Raw genomic sequence first — 26343 nt, 5'->3', positions numbered from 1 at the left:
GCCGGCGCGAGGGCCGGCACCCCGGGCGCGGTCAGGCCAGCAGACGGGCGATCTCCGCCGCGAGCGGCCCGCGCAGCTCCGGAGCCTCCACCCGCTCCAGCCGGACGTCCGTGCAGCCGACCCAGGAAGCCGCCTCCACCAGGGCCTGAGCCATCGGCGCCACGGCCTTCGCGCCCGCCAGGGACACTTGCCGGGCGATCAGCGTCGTACCCTCGCGGGCCGGGTCGACGCGGCCCTGAAGCCGCCCGCCGGCCAGCAGTGGCATCGCGAAATAGCCGTGGACCCGCTTCTGCTTGGGCACGTACGCCTCAAGGCGATGGGTGAAACCGAAGATCCGCTCGGTCCGGGCCCGCTCCCAGACCAGCGAGTCGAACGGGGAGAGCAGCGTCGTGCGGTGCCGGCCCCGGGGCTCGGAGGCCAGCGCCGCCGGGTCCGCCCACGCCGGCTTCGCCCAGCCCTCCACGGCCACGGGCACCAGCCCGGAGTCCGCCACCACGGCATCGAACTGCTCGCCCTTGAGGCGGTGGTAGTCGGCGATGTCCGCCCGGGTGCCCACGCCCAGCGACTGCCCGGCCAGCGCGACGAGGCGGCGCAGGCACTCGGCGTCGTCCAGGTCGTCGTGGAGCACGGTGTCGGGCAGGGCCCGCTCCGCGAGGTCGTACACCCGCTTCCAGCCGCGCCGCTCGGTGCACACCACCTCGCCGTACATCAGGGCCCGCTCGACGGCCACCTTCGAGGCGGACCAGTCCCACCACTCCCCGCCGTTCTTCGCGCCGCCCAGCTCCGTCGCCGTCAGCGGGCCCTCTGCGGTCAACTGCTTGATGACGGTGTCGTACGCGCCGTCCGGCAGGTCGTGGGACCACTGCGGCCGGGCCCGGTAGGCGCGGCGCCGGAACGCGAAGTGCGGCCACTCCTCGACGGGCAGGATGCACGCCGCGTGCGACCAGTACTCGAAGGCGCGGCCGCCCGACCAGTACGCCTCCTCGACCGTGCGTCGCCCGATCGCGCCCAGGCGCGCGTAGGGGATCAGCTCGTGCGAGCGGGCCAGCACCGAGATCGTGTCCAGCTGCACGGCGCCGAGGTGGCGGAGCACCCCGGGCACTCCCGACCGGCGGTCCGGTGCGCCCAGGAAGCCCTGGGCGCGCAGGGCCATCCTGCGGGCCTGGTCGGCGGAGAGTTCGACTGCGGGTGGCTGCACAGACGTCATGCTCCGCACTTTAGGGGGCGGCACTGACACTGCCCGCCGGAACGTAGGCGACGGTGCCCGGCAGCCCCAGGTCCGCCGGGAGCAGCGCGCCCACCCACGTATCGCGGCGCACACCCTTGTTGAGCAGCCCCGAGCGCTGCTCGCCCTCCATGCGGAAGCCCGCGCGCAGCGCGACGGCCCTCGAGGGGACGTTGCCGACCTCCGCGCGCCACTCCAGCCGGTCGCAGCCGAGCGCGGTGAAGGACCAGTGGGCGGCGCACAGGACGGCCTCGGTCATGTAGCCGCGGCCGCGCAGCTCCGCGGCGGTCCAGAAGCCGATCTCGTACGTCCCCGAGAGGGTTCGCCGGTTGACGCCGAGGGCGCCCGCGAGCGCTCCGTCCGCACGGGTCCGCACCGCGAAGTTGTACATCGAGCCGTCCCGCCAGCCGTCGGGCGAGAGGCGCTCGGTGAAGAACTCCGCGTCCGAGCGCGCGTACGGCGAGGGGACGACCGTCCAGCGCTGGATGGCCGGATCCTGGCACGCCTCGTACACCTCGTCGGTGTCGTCGGCGGTGAAGGGGCGCAGGACCAGGCGGTCGGTGGTGAGGGTGATCGGTGCCAAGGGTTCCATGAAGGGATTCTGGTGAGGCGCCGGTGAGGGCGCGAGTACTTTTCGTGGTTCCCCGGCACCTTCGGCGCCCTTCGTCCGTTGACTCTGAAGGGCGCCGCGGGAGAACGCGGTGGCAGCCCTCCCGGCGCGGCGGGGTCCTCGCTTACGATGACCGTTGCGGTGGGGCCCACCTGCCGTGCCCGTGCCCGAGTCCATCACACGACCCAGTGCCCAGGCCCGACCGGCAAGGAGACCAGCCTCAGTGTCCGTCTTCAACAAGCTCATGCGTGCAGGCGAAGGCAAGATCCTGCGCAAACTGCACCGCATCGCGGACCAGGTCAGCTCCATCGAAGAGGACTTCGTCAACCTCTCCGACGCCGAGCTGCGGGCGCTCACCGACGAGTACAAGGAACGGTACGCGGACGGCGAGAGCCTGGACGACCTGCTCCCCGAGGCGTTCGCCACCGTCCGCGAGGCGGCCAAGCGCGTCCTCGGCCAGCGCCACTACGACGTCCAGATCATGGGCGGCGCCGCGCTGCACCTCGGCTACGTGGCCGAGATGAAGACCGGTGAGGGCAAGACCCTCGTCGGCACGCTGCCCGCGTATCTGAACGCCCTGTCGGGCGACGGCGTCCACCTGATCACGGTGAACGACTACCTGGCCTCGCGCGACTCCGAGATGATGGGCCGGGTCCACAAGTTCCTCGGCCTCAGCGTCGGCTGCATCATCGCGAACATGACTCCGGCCCAGCGCCGTGAGCAGTACGCCTGCGACATCACGTACGGCACGAACAACGAGTTCGGGTTCGACTACCTCCGCGACAACATGGCGTGGTCGAAGGACGAGCTGGTCCAGCGCGGCCACAACTTCGCGATCGTGGACGAGGTCGACTCGATCCTCGTGGACGAGGCCCGTACGCCGCTGATCATCTCCGGTCCCGCCGACCAGGCCACCAAGTGGTACGGCGACTTCGCCAAGCTGGTCACGCGCCTCACCAAGGGCGAGGCGGGCAATCCGCTCAAGGGCATCGAGGAGACCGGCGACTACGAGGTCGACGAGAAGAAGCGGACCGTGGCGATCCATGAGTCCGGTGTCTCCAAGGTCGAGGACTGGCTCGGCATCGACAACCTGTACGAGTCGGTGAACACCCCCCTCGTCGGGTACCTCAACAACGCCATCAAGGCCAAGGAACTCTTCAAGAAGGACAAGGACTACGTCGTCATCGACGGCGAAGTCATGATCGTTGACGAGCACACCGGCCGTATCCTCGCCGGCCGCCGCTACAACGAGGGCATGCACCAGGCGATCGAGGCGAAGGAAGGGGTGGACATCAAGGACGAGAACCAGACGCTCGCCACGATCACCCTGCAGAACTTCTTCCGCCTCTACAACAAGCTCTCCGGCATGACCGGTACGGCGATGACCGAGGCCGCGGAGTTCCACCAGATCTACAAGCTGGGCGTCGTGCCGATCCCGACGAACCGGCCGATGCAGCGCGTCGACCAGTCGGACCTGATCTACCGCACCGAGGTCGCGAAGTTCGCCGCCGTCGTGGACGACATCGCCGAGAAGCACGAGAAGGGGCAGCCGATCCTCGTCGGCACCACCTCCGTCGAGAAGTCGGAGTACCTCTCGCAGCAGCTCTCCAAGCGCGGTGTCCAGCACGAGGTGCTCAACGCCAAGCAGCACGACCGGGAGGCGACGATCGTCGCCCAGGCCGGCCGCAAGGGCGCGGTGACCGTCGCGACGAACATGGCCGGACGAGGCACCGACATCAAGCTCGGCGGCAACCCGGACGACCTCGCCGAGGCGGAGCTGCGGCAGCGCGGGCTCGACCCCGTCGAGCACGTCGAGGAGTGGGCGGCCGCCCTTCCCGCCGCGCTGGAGAAGGCCGAGGAGTCCGTGCGGGCGGAGTTCGAGGAGGTCAAGGAGCTCGGCGGGCTGTACGTGCTGGGCACCGAGCGGCACGAGTCGCGCCGCATCGACAACCAGCTGCGCGGTCGTTCCGGCCGTCAGGGCGACCCGGGCGAGTCCCGCTTCTACCTGTCGCTCGGTGACGACCTGATGCGGCTGTTCAAGGCGCAGATGGTCGAGCGCGTCATGTCGATGGCCAACGTGCCGGACGATGTGCCGATCGAGAACAAGATGGTGACGCGGGCCATCGCGTCGGCGCAGTCGCAGGTCGAGCAGCAGAACTTCGAGACGCGTAAGAACGTCCTGAAGTACGACGAGGTGCTCAACCGGCAGCGTGAGGTCATCTACGGCGAGCGGCGCCGGGTCCTGGAGGGCGAGGACCTCCAGGAGCAGATCCGCCACTTCATGGACGACACGATCGACGACTACATCCGCCAGGAGACGGCGGAGGGCTTCGCCGAGGAGTGGGACCTCGACCGGCTGTGGGGCGCGTTCAAGCAGCTCTACCCGGTGAAGGTCACCGTCGCCGAGCTGGAGGAGACCGCGGGGGACCTGGCCGGGGTCACGGCGGAGTTCATCGCGGAATCGGTCAAGGAAGACATCCACGAGCAGTACGACGAGCGGGAGAAGACGCTCGGCTCCGAGATCATGCGTGAGCTGGAGCGGCGCGTGGTGCTGTCCGTCCTGGACCGCAAGTGGCGTGAGCACCTCTACGAGATGGACTACCTCCAGGAGGGCATCGGCCTGCGGGCCATGGCGCAGAAGGACCCGCTGGTCGAGTACCAGCGCGAGGGCTTCGACATGTTCAACGCCATGATGGAGGGCATCAAGGAGGAGTCCGTCGGCTACCTCTTCAACCTGGAGGTCCAGGTCGAGCAGCAGGTCGAGGAGGTGCCGGTCGAGGACGCGGCGACCTCGCTGTCCAAGGAGGACGCGGTGCCGGCCTCGCGGCCGGAGATCCGGGCGAAGGGGCTGGACGCTCCGCAGCGGCCGGATCGGCTGCACTTCTCCGCTCCCACGGTTGACGGGGAGGGCGGGGTCGTCGAGGGCGACTTCGCGAACGTGGACGGTGGGGCCGGGGGTGCGTCCGATGGGCTCACTCGGGCGGAGCGGCGTAAGGCGCAGAAGTCTTCTGGGGGGCGGCGGCGCAAGAAGTAGCTTGCGCTGACGTTGTGGTTTGGCTGGGCCGGGCACCGGGTGGTGCCCGGCCCAGGTTGTGTTTGGTGCGGGTGCGGGTGCGGGTGCGGGTGCGGGTGCATTGCGCCTGCGGCGGGCTCTTGTCCCCTCCCCGCCCCTTCCCGAAACCGGGGCTCCGCCCCGGACCCCGCTTCTCAAGCGCCGGAGGGGCTGGAGGTTGGGGCTCCGCCCCGGACCCCCGCTTCTCAAGCGCCGGAGGGGCTGGAGGTTGGGGCTCCGCCCCGGACCCCGCTTCTCAAGCGCCGAGGGGCGGGGGGTTGGGGGCTGCCCTGGGGCCCGCTTCTCAAGCGCCGGAGGGGCTGGGGGTTGGGGGCTCCGCCCCGGACCCCGCTTCTCAAGTGGAGGGGCTGGGTGGGGCGCCTCGTAGGCTCCTCCGGGGCTCCGTAGGCCCCTCGGGGCTTCCGGGGGCTCCTCGGGCTCCCCTCCCGTGCGTGTGGGCCTGCGGAGGGCCTTGTGGTGGGGCCCTGGGGCGTCTCGTGCGGCGGCTCATCGCGTTCGCATCGGGGTGTTGCCCAGTTCGACCGCGGCGCAGCGCCAGCGGAGATCCGGGCCCTGTTCCAGGCGGAAGGCCATGGCTCGGACCTGTTCGCCCGCGGCGATGCTGGCGCAGGCTTCCACTACGCCGGGGGCCGGCTGGGCGCCTCGGCACATGCGGATGACCGGGCGGGTGCCCCGGGTGCGCAGGGGGGTCGTGGGGGCCAGTTCGGCCAGCTGGTCGTAGGCGTCGCCGATCGTGTGGCCCAGCATCCAGTGGACCGGGCGCTGGCCGCTCAGGACCGCGAGCAGGCGTTCGGCGAACCAGTGGTGGGGGCGCATGCGCCTCGGGACGCGGTGGCGCTGGGCGGGTACGGCTTCGGGCCTGCGGGAGTCGTGGCGTCCTGCGGGCCGGGTCCTGTTCGTGTTCATCTGTCGCCCCCGTGCGTCAGAGGCCCGGCTATACCGGGCGGTAACTTCTGTTGGGGATCTTCTACGGGGGCGTCGGATTTGTCGCAAGTGTCGGGGAGGTGGGGTGGCGTGCGGTGGGGTTCACCTGTTCGGGTGGCGGGACGGCGGGGGAGCCGGGTGCGGTGCGGGGTGCTGGGGTGAGTGGGGCATCGCCGGGTGGACGGGGGCGAGGGCGTACGCGTAACCCCAAAGGGGGACGTCGCACGTATCCTGAGGGCGTCTCCGACTACGAAAGCGGCCGAGCCATGCGCGTGTACGTACCCCTGACCCTCGCCGGGCTCGCCGCCGCGCACCGGGCCGGTGAGCTGGGGCCCGGACCCCTCACCGCCTACGCCGTCACCCCGGCGCTGCGCGAGTGGTACGTATCCGACGACATCGAGGAGCTGGAGTACGCGGCGCTCAACCGGGCCGCCTCCGCCTCGCTGCGGCTGATCGCCGGGGACCCGCGGGCCGCCCGGCGCCGTGTCGTCGTCGCCGTCGACGTGCCGGACGGGGACGCCGTCGCCGACCCGGACCACGTCCTCGACGCCTCCTCGCTCGGCGAGGTCACGATCGCCTCCGCCGTGCCGCTGGCCAAGGCGGCCGCGGTGCACGTCGACTCCGACGACGCCGACGAGGACGTCACGGCCGCCGCGGCCGCGCTCGGGGCGGCGGACCTCGGGGACGACGACGCGCAGTTCACCGTCGACGGCGCCGAGGACCACGAGCTGCTGTGGTTCGGCGTGCAGGAGATCCCCGGTCTGATCGGGTAGGCGAGGGTGTTGTCAGTGGGGGCGAGTACCGTTTCCGGCATGGGGATCGCACCGGGGGAACACCACCGCACGCATCTGGTCTGGGACTGGAACGGCACGCTGCTCGACGACAACACCGCCGTCGTCGGCGCGACCAACGCCGCGTTCGGCGAGGTCGGCCTCGCGCCGATCACCGTGGAGCAGTACCGCGAGATGTACTGCATCCCCATACCCCGGTTCTACGAGCGGCTGATGGGGCGGCTTCCCACCGACGCCGAGTGGGAGCGCATGGACGGGGTCTTCCACCGCCACTACACCGAGCAGCGCGACGCCTGCGGGCTGACCGCCGGGGCCGCCGAACTGCTGGCCCAGTGGCAGCTGACCGGACGCAGCCAGTCGATCATGAGCATGTACCGGCACGAGGAGCTCGTCCCCGTCGTGCGCGGATTCGGCATCGAGCGGCACTTCGTGCGCGTGGACGGGCGCACCGGTCCGTCCGGCGGCAGCAAGTCGGAGTACATGGCGCGGCATCTCGCGGCCATGGAGGGGATATCCCCGCACCACACGGTCGTCATAGGAGACGCGGTGGACGACGCCGTGGCCGCCGCGCACGCCGGTGCCAAGGCCGTCCTCTACACCGGCGGCTCGCACAGTCGTGCCAGTCTGGAGAAGGCCGGTGTGCCCGTCGTGGACACACTGACCGAGGCCATCGCCCTGGCCGAGCGGCTGACCCGGTAGCCGATCGCTGTCTCCGAGCGGCTGACCTGGTAGCGGATCGCCGCCGCCGTGCGGCTGACCCGGTAGCCGGTGAAGGTCTGCCTCCGGTGCGTTCGCGCTGTCCAGAGTGTCAAATTTCGCGGCCTTCTTTTGTACACATCCGGATCGTGACGGTCACCGGTCCGGGCGAGATAGCCTGGTCCCGTGATCAGCGCGATATGCCTCGGGGGCAGTGAAGCCCCCGGCCCGCGCCCGGAGCGCCACCGTGCCCGGGCTGCCTCGGCTGATCCCTCCCGCCCGGACCGGCCGCTGGAAACGGCCGATACGGTCCCGGCGGTCTCTCATCGCGGCATAGCGTCGATCCCGACCGGAAACCCCGCGTCGTGGCGTTACGCCGACCTTTTCACCTACGTCACGCAACGGCGCGCGACAGGAGCCAGAGGACATGCAGACCAAGCTGGACGAAGCCAAGGCCGAGCTGCTCGCACGGGCCGCCAAGGTAGCTGACAACAGCCCGGGCGGTGGTGTCGGCGGGCCGGGCGGTGCCCCCCGGGTGCACGTCGCGGCCGCCGGGGCCGACGGCTCGGGGACCGGGCAGGAGCTCCCCCGTCAGGACGTCCTGCTCTCCTACCTCCAGCGCTACTACCTGCACACCGCCCCCGAGGACATCGTGGGCCGGGACCCGATCGACGTCTTCGGTGCCGCTTCCTCCCACTACCGGCTGGCCGAGGAGCGCCCCCAGGGCAAGGCGAACGTCCGGGTGCACACCCCGACCGTCGAGGAGAACGGCTGGACGTGCAGCCACTCCGTGGTCGAGGTCGTCACCGACGACATGCCGTTCCTGGTCGACTCCGTCACCAACGAGCTCTCCCGCCAGGGCCGCGGCATCCACGTCGTGATCCACCCGCAGGTCGTCGTCCGCCGCGACGTGACCGGCAAGCTGGTCGAGGTCCTGACCGACGGCACCCGCCGGGACGGCGGCAAGGGCCCCAAGGACGCCAAGGAGGGCCTGCCGCACGACGCGCTGGTCGAGTCCTGGATCCACGTCGAGATCGACCGCGAGACCGACCGCGAGGACCTGAAGCAGATCCAGGTGGACCTGCTGCGCGTCCTGTCCGACGTACGGGAGACCGTCGAGGACTGGGAGAAGATGCGCGGCGCGGCGCTCCGCATCGCCGACGACCTGCCCGGCGAGCCGCTGGACGACCTCGCCGACGACGAGATCAACGAGGCCAGGGAGCTGCTGCGCTGGCTCGCCGCCGACCACTTCACCTTCCTCGGCTACCGCGAGTACGAGCTGCGGGACTCCGACTCGCTGGCCGCCGTCCCCGGCACCGGTCTCGGCATCCTGCGCTCCGACCCGCACCACACCGAGAACGAGGCGCACCCCGTCAGCCCGTCCTTCGACCGGCTGCCCGCCGACGCCCGTGCCAAGGCGCGCGAACACAAGCTCCTCGTCCTGACCAAGGCCAACAGCCGGGCGACCGTGCACCGCCCCAGTTACCTGGACTACGTCGGCGTGAAGAAGTTCGACGCCGACGGCAACGTCATCGGTGAGCGCCGCTTCCTCGGCCTCTTCTCGTCCGCCGCCTACACCGAGTCCGTGCGCCGGGTCCCCGTCATCCGCCGCAAGGTCGCCGAGGTGCTGGAGGGCGCCGGGTTCACGCCCAACAGCCACGACGGCCGCGACCTGCTCCAGATCCTGGAGACCTACCCCCGCGACGAGCTGTTCCAGACCCCCGTCGACCAGCTGCGATCCATCGTCACCTCGGTGCTCTACCTCCAGGAGCGGCGCAGGCTGCGCCTCTACCTGCGCCAGGACGAGTACGGCCGCTACTACTCCGCGATCGTCTACCTGCCGCGCGACCGCTACACCACCGGTGTCCGGCTGCGGCTGATCGACATCCTCAAGGAGGAACTGAACGGCACCAGCGTCGACTTCACGGCCTGGAACACCGAGTCGATCCTCTCCCGGCTCCACTTCGTCGTCCGCGTCGCGCCCGGCAGCGAGCTGCCCAGCCTCACCGACGCCGAGGCCGACCGCATCGAGGCCCGCCTCGTCGAGGCCGCCCGCTCCTGGGCCGACGGCTTCCAGGAGGCGCTGAACGCCGAGTGCGGTGAGGAGCGCGCCGCCGAACTGCTCCGCCAGTACGGGCACTCCTTCCCCGAGGGCTACAAGGCCGACCACTCGGCGCGCGCCGCCGTCGCCGACCTCGTCCACCTCGAAGCGCTCAAGGAGAACGGGCGGGACTTCTCCCTCAGCCTGTACGAGCCCGTGGGCGCCGCCCCGGGCGAGCGCCGCTTCAAGATCTACCGCACCGGTGAGCAGGTCTCGCTGTCCGCCGTGCTGCCCGCCCTCCAGCGCCTCGGCGTCGAGGTCGTGGACGAGCGCCCGTACGAGCTGCGCTGCGCCGACCGTACGCACGCCTGGATCTACGACTTCGGGCTGCGGATGCCGCGGGCCACCGCCAACGGCGGCTACCTGGCCGACGGGGCGCGTGAGCGCTTCCAGGACGCCTTCGCCGCCGTGTGGACCGGCGAGGCGGAGAACGACGGATTCAACGCGCTGGTGCTGAGCGCCGGGCTGGACTGGCGCCAGGCCATGGTGCTGCGCGCCTACGCGAAGTACCTGCGCCAAGCCGGTTCCACGTTCAGCCAGGACTACATGGAGTCCACGCTCCAGAACAACGTCCACACCACCCGGCTGCTCGTCTCGCTCTTCGAGGCCCGGATGTCGCCGGGCCGCCAGAGCGCGGGCACGGAGCTGACGGACGGGCTCCTCGAAGAGCTCGACGGGGCGCTCGACCAGGTCGCCTCGCTCGACGAGGACCGCATCCTGCGCTCCTTCCTCACCGTCATCAAGGCCACCCTGCGCACCAACTTCTTCCAGCACGCGGACGACGGCGAGCCGCACGCGTACGTCTCGATGAAGTTCGACCCGCAGTCCATCCCGGACCTGCCCGCGCCCCGGCCCGCGTTCGAGATCTGGGTCTACTCGCCGCGCGTCGAAGGCGTCCACCTGCGCTTCGGCAAGGTCGCCCGCGGCGGTCTGCGCTGGTCGGACCGGCGCGAGGACTTCCGTACGGAGATCCTGGGCCTGGTCAAGGCGCAGATGGTGAAGAACACCGTCATCGTGCCGGTCGGCGCGAAGGGCGGGTTCGTCGCCAAGCAGCTGCCCGACCCGTCCGACCGGGACGCCTGGATGGCCGAGGGCATCGCCGCGTACCGCACCTTCATCTCGGCGCTCCTCGACATCACCGACAACATGGTGGCCGGCGAGGTCGTCCCGCCCAAGGACGTCGTCCGGCACGACGAGGACGACACCTACCTGGTCGTCGCCGCCGACAAGGGCACCGCGAAGTTCTCCGACATCGCCAACGAGGTCGCCGTCGCGTACGGCTTCTGGCTCGGGGACGCGTTCGCCTCCGGCGGTTCGGCCGGTTACGACCACAAGGGCATGGGCATCACCGCCCGGGGCGCCTGGGAGTCCGTCAAGCGGCACTTCCGCGAGCTCGGCCACGACACCCAGACCGAGGACTTCACGGTCGTCGGCGTCGGCGACATGTCCGGCGACGTGTTCGGCAACGGCATGCTGCTCTCCGAGCACATCCGGCTCGTCGCCGCCTTCGACCACCGGCACATCTTCATCGACCCGAACCCGGACGCCGCCACCTCCTACGCCGAGCGGCGCCGCCTGTTCGACCTGCCGCGCAGCTCCTGGGCCGACTACGACAAGGACCTGATCTCCGCGGGCGGCGGCGTCCACCCGCGCAGCGCCAAGTCCATCCCGGTCAACGCCCACATGCGCGAGGCGCTGGGCATCGAGGCCGGGGTCACCAAGATGACGCCCGCCGAGCTGATGCAGGCCGTCCTCAAGGCGCCCGTCGACCTCCTCTGGAACGGCGGCATCGGCACGTACATCAAGTCCACCGCCGAGTCGAACGCGGACGTCGGCGACAAGGGCAACGACGCGATCCGCGTCAACGGCGCCGACCTGCGCGCCAAGGTCGTCGGCGAGGGCGGCAACCTCGGAGCCACCCAGCTCGGACGCATCGAGTTCGCCCGGGACGGCGGCCGGATCAACACTGACGCGATCGACAACAGCGCCGGGGTCGACACCTCCGACCACGAGGTCAACATCAAGATCCTGCTCAACGGGCTGGTGCGGGACGGCGACATGACCGTCAAGCAGCGCAACAAGCTGCTCGCCGAGATGACCGACGAGATCGGGCGCCTGGTGCTGCGCAACAACTACGCGCAGAACACGGCCCTGGCCAACTCGGTCGCGCAGGCGCCCTCCCTGCTCCACGCCCAGCAGCGCTTCATGCGGCGGCTCGGACGCGACGGCTACCTCGACCGGGCGCTGGAGTTCCTGCCCAGCGACCGCCAGATCCGCGAGCTGCTGAACGCCGGCAAGGGGCTCACGCAGCCCGAGCTGGCCGTGCTGCTCGCCTACACCAAGATCACGGCGGCGCAGGAGCTGATCGGGACCAGCCTCCCGGACGACCCGCACCTGCAGAAGCTGCTCCACGCCTACTTCCCGGAGCAGCTGCGCGCGCGCTACCCCGAGGCGGTCGACGGGCACGCCCTGCGGCGCGAGATCATCACCACGGTGCTGGTCAACGACACGGTCAACAGCGGTGGTTCGACCTTCCTGCACCGGCTGCGGGAGGAGACCGGAGCCTCCATCGAGGAGATCGTGCGCGCGCAGTTCGCGGCCCGGGAGATCTTCGGGCTCGGCGAGGTCTGGGACGCGGTGGAGGCCCTCGACAACGAGGTCGCCGCCGACGTCCAGACCCGGATCCGGCTGCACTCGCGGCGGCTGGTCGAGCGCGGCTCGCGCTGGCTGCTGGGCAACCGGCCGCAGCCGCTGGCGATCTCCGAGACGGTCGAGTTCTTCCGTGACGGGGTCGAGCAGGTCTGGGCGGCGCTGCCGAAGATGCTGAAGGGCGCCGACCAGGAGTGGTACCAGGGCATCCTGGACGAGCTGACCGGGGCGGGCGTCCCGGACGAACTGGCGCAGCGCGTCGCCGGTTTCTCCTCCGTCTTCCCCGCGCTCGACATCGTGGCGATCGCGGACCGTACGGGCAAGGAGCCGCTGGCCGTCGCGGACGTGTACTACGACCTCGGGGACCGGCTGGGGATCACGCAGCTGATGGACCGGATCATCGAGCTGCCGCGGGCGGACCGGTGGCAGTCGATGGCGCGGGCGTCCATCCGCGAGGACCTGTACGCGGCGCATGCGGCGCTGACGGCCGATGTGCTGGCCGTGGGCAACGGGGCGTCTTCGCCGCAGGAGCGGTTCGAGGCGTGGGAGGAGAAGAACGCGGCGATCCTGGCCCGGTCGCGTTCGACGCTGGAGGAGATCCAGGGGTCGGACGCGTTCGACCTGGCGAATCTCTCGGTGGCCATGCGGACGATGCGGACGTTGCTCCGTACGCACGTCTAGGCTGCGCCGCGGGTGGCGGGCGGCTGCGGGTTCGTGGCCGCCCGCCCCTTTGTCCCCGGTCGCCGGGCGGGTGGGGAGCCGGGTCAGTACAGGCGGGTTTCCGCGGTGGCTTCCGGTGGGGGTGGCTGGCGGCGTTGCCAGTCCTGGGCCAGTTCCGTGGGGAAACGGCGGCCGCTGCGGGAGAGGACGACGCCCTCGGTCAGCTGGAGTTCGTCGCCACCCCGGTACTGCCGTCCGGCGGGGCCGAGGGGCTGCCAGGGGCCAGGGCCCGAGCGCCACTGGGTGCCGTAGGTGCTGTGGTCGCTCACGTGCACGATGCCGCCCGTCACCCGTAGTTCCACGTGGCTGCGGCTGAGCCCTCCGGTGAGGTGGTCCGGGACGAGGCCGTGCAGCGTGATGCCGCCCTCGCCGGGGGCCCGGCCCACCCTCACCAGCGTGCCGTCCTCCAGGGTGAAACGGCCCTTCAGCTCCCCCTCGACCAGCAGCTTCAGCTGAACGGTCGCGCGGCGCGGGCCGTCGTCGACCAGCGCGGTGCCGTGGTTCTGGCAGCGGGGGACGCCCCCGACGACGCGCGGCAGCAGGGCGGCGCTGCCCTTGCGCGTGTCGTACAACGTGCAACGGCGTTCCTCGCAGCGCCAGTTGCGGCCGACGATGTCGAAGCGCGGGGTGCGGCGCCCGTCCAGCAGGCCCATCTTCTTCAGCACGTCCTCCTCGTGCTTCCGGGACATGTCCACCGCACGGGCCACCCCCATGTCGACGGGAACCAGCCGGACCGTACGCCCGGAGGCCGGGACGGCCTCCAGGAAGTCGTCGGTGTTGCCCTGGATCCAGGGGTGCTCGTCCCGGTGGCCGCGGAAACGGTCGCCGCTGATGACCGGGATACCGGTGTACGCGCAGAGTTCCAGCAGTCGGGGATCGGCGTCCGGCAGTTCCTCCACGAGACCGCGGTCCACCCAGCGGCCGAGCAGACGGATGTCGGCGGGGTCGGTGAACTCCCGGCGGCCCCCGCGCCGCAGGCTCGCGTCGGCGACCAGGTACAGCTTCACGTCCGGATCGCGGGCCAGCGCCTTGGCGGCGTCCACCAGGAGGCTCAGCCGGCGCAGGGAACGGGCGCCCGGTTCGCCCAGGTGTTGGTTGCGCACCACGTTGGAGAGATCCACCAGGAAGCACGCCTCGGTGAAGTCCGTGGTGAGGTGCTTTTCCATTGCGGGACGCCTTCCCCGAGAAGCCGGGCGACTGAGCTGATCAGATGTTAATTCCCTTGCCCTGCAACTATATTGGCCAGTTCGGTGGCAGGTGCGAGCAACGTGGGGGCGTTCCGGTGTCGGAGTGGGGTTCGTTCGTGGACGAGACACCGCCGCCGCCGGCCACGCCACCGCCCGACAACCGCCCGCAGGCAGGACCGGCCGCCGTCCAGGGCACCGGGGGCGACGGCTGGGGCAGCTTCGCCGACGAGGCGCCGGCCGCGTCCGGCGGGCAGGCACCGCCCTCCGCGCCACCGCAGCCCGTCCAGCGGCCCCAGGCCATTCCCGCACCCTCACCCGAGGTCGCCGCGTCCCTGCTGACCGCGGGCGAGACGCTGTGGGCCGAGGTGGACGGGCGGGTCGCCGTGCTCGGCTCGGGCTGCCGGGTCGCCGTGGTCCCGGACGAGGACGGGGAGGCGGTGGCGGACGGGTTCACCGGCTGGCGCCCGGTGGTCGTCGTCGACCCGGCCGCGCTCACCGTACGGCTTGTCCCGCTCGCCCTCGCCGACCCGCCCATCGGCGCCGCGACCCCGGTGTCGGAGCTGTACGAGGACCCCGAGCCGCACGCCTCCGCCGCGTCCGGCCGGTCCGGGGTCTTCCCGGTCGGCCAGGGCCCCGATCTCGACACCCTGCTCCAGCGCGCGGTCGCGGAGGAACGCGCCGCCGCCCGGGCCGACGCGGAGGCGCGGACACGCCGTGCGGAACGCGAACTCGCCGAGGCCCAGGCCGAGGCCCGGGCCCGGGCCGAAGCGGCCGAGGCGCGGGCGGCCGAGCGCGAGCAGCGCGCGCAGGAGGCGTCGCGGCGTGCGCGGACGTACGCCGAGCAGCAGATCGCGCAGGCTCGCGACGACGTCGCCGCGGTCGTCCGGCAGTGGCAGGAGCGGGCGCAGTGGGCCGAGGACCGGGCACTGCGGGCCGAGGCGGAGGTCGCCCGGATGGGCGCCGAGCTGGCCAGGGCGGAGCAGGCCGGAGTCCTCCAGCATCTGCGCGACCGCAGACGGCGGGCCAACGGCGGACGCTGATCAGGGAATGACGAGGGGACATGAACGTGGAACCGCCCGCAGGGGCAGCCGGCAGCGGCGCCGTCGCCCTGCCGGAGATCACCGTGGAGTGGCCGCAGACGCTGGCGCCGACCCTGCGCGACAGTGTGCTCGACGCGCACAGCCTGGCCCGCGACGACCTGGTCGGGGCCCTGCCCGGACTGTGGCGGGCGGTCGACGAGGCCCTGGATCTCGCCGGACCCGGGAGCCTGGTCGCGGAGTCCGTCCGGCACGACGCGTACGAGGGCTGGCAGGTGGCCGCGCTGCCCCGCTACGACCTGGAGGGCCGGGTCCGCGCCCGTGACCGCGGGGACGGGGCGCCGCACACGGCACCCCAGCTCCGGGACCGCAGGGCGCTGGTCAGAGCCCTGGTGGACGCCGTGGCGGAGCGGCCGTCCCTGGACGTGCGCGACGCCCTGCACATGCTGGACGTGTTCGCCGGGGCCTTTCCGCCCGGTCTCGACGCGGTCTGCCGACGGCTGCTGGGGCACGACCTGAGGCACGGAGTCGCCGCCGGTCTCGCCCCGCTGCACGAGGCGCTGGACCGGCGTACGTCCGAAGGCGTGTCGACACGGTGCTACCGCGAATCGGGGGTCGGTTCGCGCAAGGCCAAGGGCGACCCGGCCACGGACAACGAGGACACGGCGGGGGCGTTCACCGGGCCGAGCGGAGTGCTGCGGTGCGCCGTCTTCGACGGGGTGACCGGGGACGGCGACGGCTCGGGCGGCACGGCGGCGCAGGCGGCCCTGGAACAGGTGGTGCGCCGGTGGCGGCTCGAGGAGGCGGCGGACGGCGCGGCCCTCGAAACCCGGCCGGGCGAGCCACAGGCCCAGGTGTCCGGGGACGAGCACCGGGGTGCCTTCCGGCCCGGTGAGCTGATCGGGGAGCTGGACGCGGCGGTCGGACGGGCCACGGCCGAGGGCAGCGCGGCCGCGGTCCTGGCGACGGTGCGGCCGGATGGGACCGCGTCCGTCGTGTCGGTGGGCGACGCCGAGGCATGGCTGATCCGCCCGCTGCGCGTACCGGCGGGGGAGATCCCGTACACGGCCTGGAAGCTGACACCCGCCCACACCGGATTCGCCGAACAGCTGCGGGTGACCGCCGACGCGGAGGGCGAGGAGTCGCAGCTCGTCTCCTTCCTCGGCGGCGGTGCGGCCCGCTGGGCGCACCGCACCTTCGAGGTCGGCCCCGGGGACCTGCTGCTCCTCGCGTCCGACGGGGCGACCGAACCGGAACGGGACCGGTGGTTCGGGGCCGTACTCGCGGAACTGACCGCCCAGCTCGACGCGTCGGGCCGGCCGACGGCGCCCGCGCTCGCCGCCGCCCTCGTGCAGCGGGCCGAGGCGCTGGGCGGATGGGACAACGCGACCGCGCTGGTCTGCGCGGTGGGGGAGGCGAAGGACTGATGAGCGCTACCGAGGACATCAAGATCACCGCGGACCGGCAGGAGGTGCACATCGGGGAGGAGTTCACCGTCCTGATCGCCCCGCGCGAGCTGGGACGGCGGGACCGGGTCGCCGAGGGCGTCGCCTACGTCCTCGCGGTCGACGACAGCTACTCCATGGAGATCAGGGCCGATTCGACCAGCGACGAGTTCGCCGACCCGGCCGACCCGGACCGGCCGAGCCGCAAGCAGGTCGCCGAGGCGGGCGTGCGGGAGCTGCTCGCCGCGCTGCCGGGCAACGCCCACATCGACGTGCTGACCTTCGCGCAGAACGCCGGGGTGCGCTTCTCCGGTGCGGCGGGCGAACTCCAGCGGCGCGGCCGGTGGAACGGCAACCTCGACGACGAGCGCCGCTGGACCAACATCGAGGGCGCGCTGCGGCGCGCGTACCAGCAGCTGGAGCAGCAGCGGGCGGCCTCGCGCCGGGTGGTGCTGTTCAGCGACGGCCTGCCGAACTTCGGCGAGACCGACCCCGGCCGGCTCGCCGCGCTCGCTGCCGAGGCCGCCGACCGCGAGCTGCACACCGATGTGATCGGCATCGGCGCCGGTGCCGACTTCGGGCTGCTGGAACGGCTGGCGCCGACCGGCCTGCCCGAGCACGTCGCGTCCCGGGCCGGGGCGGCGGGCGCGATGAAGCAGATCACGGCCCGGTTCGCGGCCTTCGGCCGGGACGTGGTGGCGGGCAGCGGCGAACTGTCCCTGGAGATCAACCCGAACTTCCCGGTCCTCGGCGTCTACCAGCTCGATCCGACGCGCCGGCGGATCGAGGGCGCGGTCGCGGACGGCGGCGGGCGGCGGCCCAGCCGGGTGCACCTCAAGCTCGGCGCGATCGGCGCGGGGGAGGAGGGCCAGCCCTTGTACGCGCTCGAACTGCGGGCCCCGGAGCGGATCAGCGCCGGCCCGATGCCCGTACTGAAGGCGACCGGCTCCCTCGGTTCCGGGCGCGACGCCCGGCAGCTGGCCCCCGGGCAGATCGCGCTGCGTACCGTCGACAACCCGGCGTCCCCCATCCTGCAGCCCGACCTGAAGCGGCAGATCAGGGGCATCGAACTGGACCGGGAGATCAACGCGCGCATCGCGGCTGCCACCTCCGCGGGCGAACGCGAGCGGATCTACCAGGAGGGCGTCGAGCGGGCGGGGCGCATTCCCGCCCCCGAGCTCGTCGCCGCCTACCAGCGGGCGAGCGGCGGCCTGCGCGAAGGGCTCGACCCCAAGGACGTCGCGAACGAGGCACGGGCGGCCTCCAGCCGCAGCTCCACGAAGTCCAAGCGGGACTGGTTCCAGCAGATCCCGGTCGAGACCCCCGACGAGATCCGGGCCCGGCGCAGGCGGTCCAGCCTCGACGACGACGATGACGACGACGCGGACTACGGCGGCGCCTACGGCAGCGGTACGTACGCGGGCGGCAGCGGCACGTACGGCAGTGGTGCCTACGGCGCTCCGGCCACCCCGCCGCCCGCGGCCCCCACCCAACCGCCGCCGGACCGGGACCCGCGGTGAGCGTGCCCGGCGTCATCATCGACGCCTCGAACGTCGCCGCCACCAGGAAGCGGCCCTGGCCCTTCTCCCGCGTCGTCGGAGTGCGCGACGCCTGGCTGCGCGAGCATCCGGGCAGCAGCGCGATCGCCGTGCTCGACGCCAGCGTCCGCCCCTTCCTCGACGAGCAGCACCTGGTGCGGCAGGCCGAGCGCGAACAGTGGCTGGAGGTCCACCAGGGCGACGCCGACGACCGCATCCTGGCGCTCGCCGCGCAGTTCGGGGCCGCCATCGTCTCCAGCGACAACTTCCGCTTCGCCCGCCGCGAGCACACCTGGCTGCAGGGGAACAACTCCCGGGTCTGGTCGGTGCGCCGGATGCACGGCCGGGTCGTGTTCACCCCCCGGCATTTGGGCGTCGCCACCGACGAGCAGATCGAGCGCGACCGGCTGCACAAGCTGGACAAGGCCGGGCTGCTGCGCGAGGACGCGGAGGAGCGCTTCCGCTGCACCGACCCGGCGGGCACCTGTCTGCGCGGCGGTACGGTCCTGCTGCCGCGCCAGGTCAACAAGGACGGCAACCGGTGGTTCTGCCGCTCGTGCGGCTACGAGGCGGTCGAGGTGGTCTTCGAGCCGCCGGTCCCCGAAGACCTGGACGAGGGCCCGGTCCTGGTCACCGTGCAGCACGGGTACACCGTCCGGACGACGGTCACCGTGCCGCCGGAGGGCCTGACGCTGGGCCGGGCGTCGCGCTCACGCCCCGGCACCACCGATGTCACCGAAGGGCTCGGCGCCGGCCGGGCGGCCGAGATCAGCCGGGCCCACCTGCGCATCTTCCTGGACGACGACGGCCGGCCGCTCGCCGAGCACCTGCCCGAGAACAACGCCTCCTTCCTCAACCCCGAGCTGGACTTCGACGGACTGCCGCGCACCGCCCGGCTGGCCGTCGGCACCCCCTACGCGCTGGAGGACGGCGACGAACTCCACCTGGGCCCCGGCCTCGTACGGCTGCGCATCAGCAACGGGCCCGGCGGCCGGGACGACACCGGAAGCGAGGAGACCGGATGACCGGCTTCCGGCCCGGCTGGGTACGGGCCGACCACCCCGACAGCCTGGGCTCGCCCCGGCTCGCCTGGATACCCGAGAGCTACGGCGACGACGGCCGGTTCCGCACCCGCCGCCTGCTCGCCGGGGCCGGCCAGGGGTACGCCGTACTCGCCCGGGACAGCTGGTCCGGCGGCGACGTGGTGATCAAGGGGATGTGGTGGTCCCAGGCCCACCTGGACGACCCGCGCAGCGTCCTCGGCGCGCTCGGCGAGCAGAAGAAGCAGCGCGACCAGGGACTGCGGGCCGCCCGGCAGGCCGCGCAGCTCACCCAGCAGTGCCCGGTCGTGATCAGCGTCGAGGCGCAGCCCTCCCCCTCGCTGCTAGCGGACGGACGGCACGGCGGTCCGGACGGCGACCAGGTGCCGTACGAGAGCTTTCTCGTCCAGCAGTTCATCGGTCATCAGGGCGGGGTCTCGCGCACCCTCCAGGAGGAGATCGACGAACGGGCCGCCGCGCACCGCCGCTTCAAGCCCGACCAGCTCCTGGACCTGGCCGAGCAGCTGTGCAACACGCTCGCCGCGCTGCACGCCGACCGGCACAACGGCAGCGAGCACTCCAAGGGCTGGATCCACGCCGACATCAAGCCGGAGAACATCCTCGTGCTCGGGCCGCCCGCCCGGTACGTGCTCATCGACTACGACGCGGCCGTGCGGATCGGCGACCGCATCAGCACCACAACGAGCGCCTACGCCCCGCCCTCTGCCGAAGGCACCGACGAACCCTCCGAAATGGCCCCTGCCTCCGAACGGTTCGACATCTACATGCTGGGTGCCACTCTCGCCCACGCCGCCGCCCTGCGCAGGCTCACCGACCGCCAGGCGCGCGAGCTGTACGCCGAGGACTTCGACGTGAGCGCCCCGGCCCGCCGGTTCATCGCCAACCTGCGCTACGGGCCGATCCTCACCAACGCCCTCACCACCTGCCTGTCGGCGAAGAAGTTCCGGCTGGCGACCGTCGACCGGGTCCGTACCGACCTGGCCCGCGCGCGCAGCGCCACGGCCCTGCAGTCCGCGCTGCGCATCCTCGGGGAGCAGTGATGAACGACCGGCACACCTCGGCGCCCCGGGCCGGCGGATCCACCCTCACCCGGCTCCTCACCCGCATCCCCGGCCGCTCCGGCCGGATCTGGGAGCCGCACACCGTGCAGCTGCGCCCCGGCCACCTGCGCTCGTCGGGCGGCGCCGCCGTCCGGGCCACCCGGCTGGTGAAGGACGAGGACGCCGACGCGTACGGCGCGCTGCGGGTCTTCCCGAACCGCGAGCAGCGGGGCCGGGCGGCTGCGCTCCTCGCCGCGGGCAATCCGGTCACCCCCGCGCTGCTGGACATCGTCGACCACCCCGGACTGCCGCCCGCCCTGGTCACCGCTTGGTCGCCCGGCGCCTCCTCGGTCCCCCTGCACGCCCTGCGGGAACGCGACGACCTCGACACCATGCTCGCGGCCGGCCACCGCTGGACCCCGGCCCAGGCCCTGCAGACCCTGGTCCCGCTGGGCCGGGCCCTGGACGACATGGCGCGGGCGGGATTCACCCCGCTGGAGCTCTCCCCGGACCACCTCGTCGTCAACTCCGGTTCGCTCGCCCTGGTCGGTCTCGGGCGCCACGGCTATGTGCCGTCCGAGGGCCGGCTGCCCGGGGCGCAGGGCATGTCCCTGCCGAGCGCTCTCCTGCTGGGCGAGGACCTGCCGCCCGCCTCCACCACGGGGCAGGACACGGCGGTGCGCTGGCGCGAGGTGCAGCTGCGGGCCCTGACCCGGCTGGCCGGCTGGATGGCCTGCGGACTGCCGCCCGCCGCCTGGGGACCGGTGCGCGGCCCCGCGGACCTCGGTGGATATCTGGCGGCGGCCGGCTTCCAGCGTGTGCCCGCCCTGCGCCCCGGGCAGCTCGCCGACACGCTGGCCCGCGCCGCCCGGCAGGAGGAGGAGGCCCGCGCCCTGCGGGACTTCACCGAGGCCGAGGCGCTGCTCGTGTACGACGACGCCGCGCAGGGGACCGGGGGCGGCGGCCGGCTCGACATCAACCCCGAGGTGCTGCGCCTCGGACTGCTGCACGACCACGGGCCCCGGGTGCTCGCGCTCGCCGCGTTCGAACAGCGCCGGCTCGGCACCCGGACCGCCACCCTGCTCTCCGGCGCCGGCTGGGTCCTGCTGAACCCGAAGGACTTCACCGCCCAGGTCTGCCGGGCCGCGGCTGCCGCCCCCGGCGCCCGGCTCGTCGTCGCGGGCCGGATCGGGGAGGAGGACCTGCGGCGGATCGAAGGGGTGCACGGCGCGCCCGCCCAGCGCGTCGACCCGGACGACCTCAGCGCGTCCGTGCCCAGGATCGCGGGCCGCCCCGCCGACCAGCTGCCGTACCTCACCGACCGCGACATGGACGCCTACTCCGCGGAACTGCTGGGCGGCGTGGGCGGCCAGGCGATGCGGCGCCGGACCTTCGCGGCGGGCTGGACGCTTGCCCTCGGCGGCGCCGACCAGATGCCCCCGCGCCAGCGCGGCAGGCTGCTGGACCAGATGACCGACTGCTTCGGCACCAACACCGAACTCCTGGTCGCCGTGCGCGCCCGGCAGAACGCCCCCGGCATGCGCAAACAGAACCGGCTGCTCGACGAGGCCCGGATGCGGCGCCTGGTCGCCGCGCTGTCCGGGGTCCCCGGCTCCCTCTTCCGCGACTGCCTGATGTCCGCGCTGCTGGGCCCCGCCGCCGAGGACCTCTACGACGAGGCCGCGCGCCGGCTGCTCCCGGTCGCGACCCGGCTGGCGGACGTCTTCGATCCCGACCGCCCGGTGGCGCCGGGGGAGCTGCTGATGGAGGACGCCCTGCGCGAGCGGTCCGGCATCCGCCGGGTCGGCCTGTACGGGCGGCTGTGCACCGCCGTGACCGAAGTCGCCCCGGCCCGGCTCGCCGAGGCCGTCGCCGGGATGGACGACGCGCTCGTCACCGCGCTATGCGAGATCCCGGCACCCAGCCTGCAGTTCCTCGCCGGGCGTCTGGAGGACCCGGAACTCCTCGGACTGCTCGGCCCGCACCTCCAGGGCGAGGACCTGGACCTGCTCAGCCGCTACACCCCGCAGATGTGGCGGATGCTGCTCGACGGGCTCCGGCAGCCCGAGCACCTGGGCGCGCTCGGCCTGGGCTGGGTACACATCGTGGCGCAGGACCCGGCGGGCACGGTCGACGCCCGGGTGCTCCTCCGGATCGCGGCCGACGCGCAGGTCCCCGGCCGGGACGCGGTCCGCGCCCTGCTGGGCACCGGCGCCGAGCACTGGGGCACCGTCTGCGCCCACCCGCTGCTCGCGTCCCGCTGGCTGGCCGAGCAGGGCGACCTGGACATCGCGGAGATCACCGCCGCCTTCCCCGACCCGGAGGCGGCGCTCGCCCGCCTCGGCACCCAGGGGCTGCGGCACGCTCACGAACTCGGCCTGGACCAGCGGGCGATGGAGATCCTCGACGCCTACGCGCAGGGCCTGGGGCACCCTCTGGACGAGGTGCTCGTCGCGTTCCAGGAGCGGTCCTACGAGAGCGAGCAGGCGGACCCGTTCGCCACCGCGGCGGCCGTCGAGTGGTCCCGTGCCCAGCTCATCCGGGGCAAGCCGCTCGGCTGGATCGTGGGCAACGTGGTGGAGCGCCCCGGCCGGATACGCGGCTGGGCGGTGAACGGCCAGGGTTTGGAGCGCCGGGTGGCCGAAGCGGTCCTGGGCACGTCCGGGGCAAGGGCCTCGGTGCTGGAGACGCTGCGGGCCGAGCCCGCCCTGCTGGCGCTGCTCGCCTCCCTGGGCAGCCCCGGACAGCGCGCCGCGCTCCTCGATCTGTACGCCGCCGAGCCCGAGGCCGTCCTCGATCCGCGGGCCCGGCGCGAACTGCCCATGATCCTCGGCGCCCCGGACCCGGCCGCCGCGCTGCGGACCCTGCTGCGGGAGGGGCTCGGGGTGATCGCCCAGCAGTTCGCGGACCGGCGCGGGCTCAGCCCCGAGAAGCGCCGGACGCTCGCCGGGCTCGCGCCGCTCACCGGGGTGCTCGCGGGGCCCTCGCTGGAGGCGGTGCTCACGCTCGGCGTCCGGTTCGGGCCACGCGTGGCGGTCACCGCGGCCGTCGTCGAGCAGCGGCTGCCGGGCGCGGCGGACGCCCTCACCGTCTGGGGGCCGCGCTGGCTGCCGCTGCTCGCGGGGGGAGCCGGGCAGCGGGTGCTGCGGCTGCTGATCGAGCACGGGGAGCGGCACGGCGCCCGGAGCGGCCGGCTCACGCCGTGGCTGCTGGCGGCCGGTGAGGACGGGCTCGAACTGGTGGAGCGGTTCGGTCCGGACGCGCTCGACCTGGTCCTGTCGAGCGAGGCGCCGCCCGCCGACGCCCGTCTGCTCGGGGAGCTGCTGATGCTGCCGGGGCCGCTGCCCGTCCTGTACCGGCTGGTCACCGAGCACCGGCTGCCGGTCGCGTCCTGGCGGCGGGCCGCCTCGCTCCTGGCGGGCGGGGAGCGGCCGGAGCGGGTGCTGCTGCGGTTGTGGGCGGCGCCGGCGGGGCGGTGACCGGGAGGCGGGGTGCCGGCGCCCCGCCTACTTGCGGCCCGTGAACCTCTCGTACTCCTTCATCACGTCCTTTGCCGGCCCGTCCATCCGGAGCCTCCCCGCCTCCAGCCAGATCGCCCGGTCGCAGGTCTCGGTGATCGATCTGTTGTGGTGGCTCACCAGGAACACCGTGCCGGCCTGTTCGCGCAGTTCGCGGATGCGGTCCTTGCTGCGTTGCTGGAAGCGGGCGTCGCCCGTGGAGAGGGCCTCGTCGATCAGCAGCACGTCGTGGTTCTTCGCGGCGGCGATGGAGAAGCGCAGGCGGGCGCCCATGCCGGAGGAGTACGTGCGCATCGGCAGCGTGATGAAGTCGCCCTTCTCGTTGATGCCGGAGAAGTCCACGATCTCCTCGTAGCGCTCGCGGATCTCCGCACGCGTCATGCCCATCGCGAGACCGCCGAGCACCACGTTCCGCTCGCCGGTCAGATCGCCCATCAGCGCGGCGTTGACGCCGAGCAGCGAGGGCTGGCCATGGGTGTGGACGCGGCCCTTCGAGGCGGGGAGCAGGCCCGCGATGGCCTTCAGCAGGGTCGACTTGCCCGAGCCGTTGGAGCCGATCAGCCCGATCGCCTCCCCCTTGTACGCGGCGAAGCTGACGCCCTTCACGGCGTGCACCTCGCGCACGCCCGGGGCCTGCCGACGCGAGGCGATCCGGCTCAGCGCGGAGGTGGCGCTGCCCCGGCCGGTGCGGGCTCCGTTGACCTTGTACGTGATGTGGACGTCGTCCACGACGACCGTCGGCACCGCCGCATTCGTAGGCTCAGCCACGTCCGTAACTCTCCTCGGCCTTCCAGAAGTAGACGAAGCCGCCCGCGCCGCACAGCAGCGCCCAGCCGGCGGCGACCGCCCAGACGTGCGGGGGCAGCTGGTTCGCGCCGAAGCTGTCGATCAGCGCGAAGCGCACCAGGTCGATGAAGACGGCCGCCGGGTTCAGTTCGAGCGCGAGCTTCACCCAGTCCGGCACCCGGTCGCCGCTCAGCATCGTGTCCATGCTCCACATCACGCCCGACGCGTACATCCAGGTGCGGAGCACGAACGGGGTGAGCTGGGCGATGTCCGGGGTGCGCGCGGCGAGGCGGGCCATGGCCATCGAGAGGCCGGTGTTGAACACGGCCTGGAGGGCCAGGGCGGGGACCGCGAGCAGCCAGGCCGGCCGCGGATACTGCCCGAAGCCCAGCAGGATCAGGACCAGCGCCCCCAGCGAGAACAGCAGCTGCTGGAGCTGTTGCAGGGCGAGCGCGATCGGCAGCGAGGCGCGCGGGAAGTGCAGCGCCCGTACGAGACCGATGTTGCCGCTGATCGCACGGGTGCCGGCGGTGATCGAGGAGCTGGTGAAGGTCCAGATGAAGACGCCCGTGACCAGGAACGGCACGAAGTCCGGCACCCCGTGCTTCGTCTTCATCAGGATGCCGAAGATGAAGTAGTAGACCGTCGCGTTGAGCAGCGGGGTCATGAGCTGCCAGACCTGGCCCAGCTTCGCCTGGCTGTACTGGGCGGTGAGCCTGGCCGTGGCGAAGGCCGTGATGAAGTGGCGCCGCCCCCACAGCTGTCGTACGTACGCGGGCAGCGAGGGACGCGCGCCGCTCACGGTCAGCCCGTGGCGCGCGGCCAGCGCGGCGAGCTCGCCGGAGCCGTACACGGGCGGGGAGAGGGGCGGCGGGCTGTCCGCCGGGGCCGGGGCTGTTGTCTGGCTCACCACGATCGCTTTCGACGGGAGGCGGGCAGGCGGGGGCACGGCGTGCGGGCGGAGAAGAACGCGCCCGGCGACGGGACGGGACCGTATCGTCGCAACGCCGAGGGTAGGACGTATCCACGTCGGGACGCAACCGTTTCGTCGTCGCGGACTATGATTCGGCCATGACCACCGACCCCGGAAGCCGCCGCCGAGCCCCGGCGGGAGCCGCCGTCCTGCGCGAGGACGTGACCGACGCCATCCGCAGCGCGGTGTTCGCCGAGCTCGCCGCGGTCGGGTTCGCCCGGATGTCCATCGAGGGCATCGCCCGCCGGGCAGGCGTCGGCAAGACCGCCGTCTACCGGCGCTGGAAGTCCAAGCTGCACCTGGTCCTGGACCTGGTCTCGGCCGTTGCCGCGCAGGGCATGCCCGCCCCCGCCACCGGCTCCCTGTACGGGGACGTGCGCGCCGTCCTCGAACTGGCCGCGTACGCCCTGCGCCACCCGCTGGCCTCGCAGGTCATCCCGGACCTGCTGGTCGAGGCCGCCAGGAACCCGGAGATCTCCGACGCCATCAAGGCCGCCCTGCTCGACCCGCAGCAGGGCATGGCCGCCGTGGTCGTCCGGGACGCCGTCGCGCGCGGCGAGCTGCCCCCCGGCAGCGACCCCGACCGCGCCCTCGACCTGATCGTCGGCCCGCTCTACTGGCGGCTCGCCGTGGTCCGGGGCGAGGTGTCCCAGGACTATCTGGACGACCTCGCGGCCTCCGCCGTGGCGGCGCTCACACAGGGCGCGGACCCCGCCGGATGAGCTGGGGCCTTTCGTTCGGGTCAGGCCGGGCTCGCGGGCTCTGGTGCCGCACCTCGCGGCGTTGTCGTCAATCACCAACGCTCCTTCCCCAAGCTCTCGGCTCCGCTCGAGCAGGGGAGACCCCATCTGCCTCAATCCTCCGCCTTGCGATGCACGGCACCAGAGCCCGCTCCCTGGTCCGGCCTGACCCGAACGAAAGGCCCCGGCGGGGGTGTGCCAGCGTGCTTGTAGGGGTCACTCTTCGATC

17 protein-coding genes are annotated in these 26343 nt (G+C 72.6%); 11 read left to right on the top strand and 6 right to left on the bottom strand.

Going from position 1 to position 26343, the window contains the following annotated elements:
* Positions 1-31 precede the first annotated feature (31 nt).
* Complete coding sequence (locus tag AB0L33_RS16695) at positions 32-1207, bottom strand: crosslink repair DNA glycosylase YcaQ family protein (protein WP_365681962.1); 1176 nt, start codon at positions 1205-1207, stop codon at positions 32-34.
* A gap of 10 nt (positions 1208-1217) precedes the next feature.
* A complete protein-coding gene (locus AB0L33_RS16690) occupies positions 1218-1808 on the bottom strand; it encodes a GNAT family N-acetyltransferase (protein ID WP_365682003.1) in 591 nt (196 codons plus the stop codon).
* A 250-nt stretch (positions 1809-2058) separates the two neighbouring features.
* Here AB0L33_RS16690 and secA point away from each other — a divergent pair, with 250 nt between their 5' ends.
* The gene (gene secA / locus AB0L33_RS16685) at positions 2059-4869 is read left to right on the top strand and encodes a preprotein translocase subunit SecA (protein WP_365681960.1); all 2811 of its coding nucleotides are present in this window, start codon (positions 2059-2061) and stop codon (positions 4867-4869) included.
* Positions 4870-5394: 525 nt separating this feature from the next.
* On the opposite strand, the gene AB0L33_RS16680 is transcribed toward secA, so the two are convergent.
* On the bottom strand, positions 5395-5814 hold the full coding sequence (locus AB0L33_RS16680) for an Rv3235 family protein (protein WP_365681958.1): 420 nt from the start codon (positions 5812-5814) through the stop codon (positions 5395-5397).
* 284 nt (positions 5815-6098) lie between these two features.
* Here AB0L33_RS16680 and AB0L33_RS16675 point away from each other — a divergent pair, with 284 nt between their 5' ends.
* The 3 genes from AB0L33_RS16675 (at position 6099) to AB0L33_RS16665 (ending at position 12750) form a co-directional block, all read left to right on the top strand.
* Complete coding sequence (locus AB0L33_RS16675) at positions 6099-6605, top strand: hypothetical protein (protein ID WP_365681956.1); 507 nt, start codon at positions 6099-6101, stop codon at positions 6603-6605.
* 39 nt (positions 6606-6644) lie between these two features.
* Positions 6645-7322: an HAD family hydrolase gene (locus AB0L33_RS16670; protein ID WP_365681954.1), complete on the top strand. Its 678-nt coding sequence runs from the start codon at positions 6645-6647 to the stop codon at positions 7320-7322.
* A gap of 424 nt (positions 7323-7746) precedes the next feature.
* A complete protein-coding gene (locus AB0L33_RS16665) occupies positions 7747-12750 on the top strand; it encodes an NAD-glutamate dehydrogenase (RefSeq protein ID WP_365681952.1) in 5004 nt (1667 codons plus the stop codon).
* 83 nt (positions 12751-12833) lie between these two features.
* Here AB0L33_RS16665 and AB0L33_RS16660 read toward each other — a convergent pair whose 3' ends face one another.
* On the bottom strand, positions 12834-13955 hold the full coding sequence (locus AB0L33_RS16660; protein ID WP_365681951.1) for an FHA domain-containing protein: 1122 nt from the start codon (positions 13953-13955) through the stop codon (positions 12834-12836).
* Between the two features lie 137 nt (positions 13956-14092).
* Between AB0L33_RS16660 and AB0L33_RS16655 the strand changes: the two genes are divergently transcribed.
* The 6 genes from AB0L33_RS16655 to AB0L33_RS16630 are packed head-to-tail and all read left to right on the top strand — an operon-like array spanning position 14093 to position 23576.
* Positions 14093-15016, top strand: a complete 924-nt coding sequence (locus AB0L33_RS16655; RefSeq protein ID WP_365681949.1) for a hypothetical protein — start codon at positions 14093-14095, stop codon at positions 15014-15016.
* Positions 15017-15036: 20 nt separating this feature from the next.
* Positions 15037-16440 carry a SpoIIE family protein phosphatase gene (locus tag AB0L33_RS16650; RefSeq protein ID WP_365681947.1) on the top strand — a complete coding sequence of 468 codons (1404 nt, stop codon included), beginning with the start codon at positions 15037-15039 and terminating at the stop codon, positions 16438-16440.
* Entirely contained in the window at positions 16440-17978 is a 1539-nt protein-coding gene (locus AB0L33_RS16645; protein WP_365681945.1) for a vWA domain-containing protein, read from the top strand. The genes AB0L33_RS16650 and AB0L33_RS16645 overlap by 1 nt, the downstream gene beginning before the upstream one ends.
* Entirely contained in the window at positions 17975-19021 is a 1047-nt protein-coding gene (locus AB0L33_RS16640; RefSeq protein WP_365681943.1) for a hypothetical protein, read from the top strand. Before AB0L33_RS16645 ends, AB0L33_RS16640 begins: the two co-directional genes overlap by 4 nt.
* The gene (locus AB0L33_RS16635; protein ID WP_365681941.1) at positions 19018-20097 is read left to right on the top strand and encodes a hypothetical protein; all 1080 of its coding nucleotides are present in this window, start codon (positions 19018-19020) and stop codon (positions 20095-20097) included. Before AB0L33_RS16640 ends, AB0L33_RS16635 begins: the two co-directional genes overlap by 4 nt.
* Positions 20097-23576, top strand: coding sequence for a hypothetical protein (locus tag AB0L33_RS16630; protein WP_365681939.1), 3480 nt, complete (start codon positions 20097-20099; stop codon positions 23574-23576). Before AB0L33_RS16635 ends, AB0L33_RS16630 begins: the two co-directional genes overlap by 1 nt.
* A 27-nt stretch (positions 23577-23603) precedes the next feature.
* Here AB0L33_RS16630 and AB0L33_RS16625 read toward each other — a convergent pair whose 3' ends face one another.
* Both AB0L33_RS16625 and AB0L33_RS16620 read right to left on the bottom strand, forming a co-directional pair.
* Positions 23604-24383, bottom strand: coding sequence for an ABC transporter ATP-binding protein (locus tag AB0L33_RS16625; RefSeq protein WP_365681937.1), 780 nt, complete (start codon positions 24381-24383; stop codon positions 23604-23606).
* Positions 24376-25254, bottom strand: a complete 879-nt coding sequence (locus tag AB0L33_RS16620) for an ABC transporter permease (RefSeq protein ID WP_365682001.1) — start codon at positions 25252-25254, stop codon at positions 24376-24378. Before AB0L33_RS16620 ends, AB0L33_RS16625 begins: the two co-directional genes overlap by 8 nt.
* Positions 25255-25472: 218 nt before the next feature.
* Between AB0L33_RS16620 and AB0L33_RS16615 the strand changes: the two genes are divergently transcribed.
* Positions 25473-26096, top strand: a complete 624-nt coding sequence (locus AB0L33_RS16615; protein WP_365681935.1) for a TetR/AcrR family transcriptional regulator — start codon at positions 25473-25475, stop codon at positions 26094-26096.
* Positions 26097-26343 lie beyond the last annotated feature (247 nt).

This window comes from Streptomyces sp. NPDC052299, from assembly GCF_040679335.1.
Classification (GTDB): Bacteria; Actinomycetota; Actinomycetes; order Streptomycetales; family Streptomycetaceae; genus Streptomyces.
The sequence above is the reverse complement of the archived record's forward strand: the minus strand, read 5'-3'. Positions and strand labels throughout refer to the sequence as shown.

Excerpts from the sequence above, each read along its gene's own strand:
- AB0L33_RS16695 (WP_365681962.1), bottom strand. The coding sequence starts at position 1,207 with ATGACGTCTGTGCAGCCACCCGCAGTCGAACTCTCCGCCGACCAGGCC.
- AB0L33_RS16680 (WP_365681958.1), bottom strand. The coding sequence starts at position 5,814 with ATGAACACGAACAGGACCCGGCCCGCAGGACGCCACGACTCCCGCAGG.
- AB0L33_RS16675 (WP_365681956.1), top strand. The coding sequence starts at position 6,099 with ATGCGCGTGTACGTACCCCTGACCCTCGCCGGGCTCGCCGCCGCGCAC.
- AB0L33_RS16670 (WP_365681954.1), top strand. The coding sequence starts at position 6,645 with ATGGGGATCGCACCGGGGGAACACCACCGCACGCATCTGGTCTGGGAC.
- AB0L33_RS16665 (WP_365681952.1), top strand. The coding sequence starts at position 7,747 with ATGCAGACCAAGCTGGACGAAGCCAAGGCCGAGCTGCTCGCACGGGCC.
- AB0L33_RS16660 (WP_365681951.1), bottom strand. The coding sequence starts at position 13,955 with ATGGAAAAGCACCTCACCACGGACTTCACCGAGGCGTGCTTCCTGGTG.
- AB0L33_RS16650 (WP_365681947.1), top strand. The coding sequence starts at position 15,037 with ATGAACGTGGAACCGCCCGCAGGGGCAGCCGGCAGCGGCGCCGTCGCC.
- AB0L33_RS16645 (WP_365681945.1), top strand. The coding sequence starts at position 16,440 with ATGAGCGCTACCGAGGACATCAAGATCACCGCGGACCGGCAGGAGGTG.
- AB0L33_RS16635 (WP_365681941.1), top strand. The coding sequence starts at position 19,018 with ATGACCGGCTTCCGGCCCGGCTGGGTACGGGCCGACCACCCCGACAGC.
- AB0L33_RS16630 (WP_365681939.1), top strand. The coding sequence starts at position 20,097 with ATGAACGACCGGCACACCTCGGCGCCCCGGGCCGGCGGATCCACCCTC.
- AB0L33_RS16615 (WP_365681935.1), top strand. The coding sequence starts at position 25,473 with ATGACCACCGACCCCGGAAGCCGCCGCCGAGCCCCGGCGGGAGCCGCC.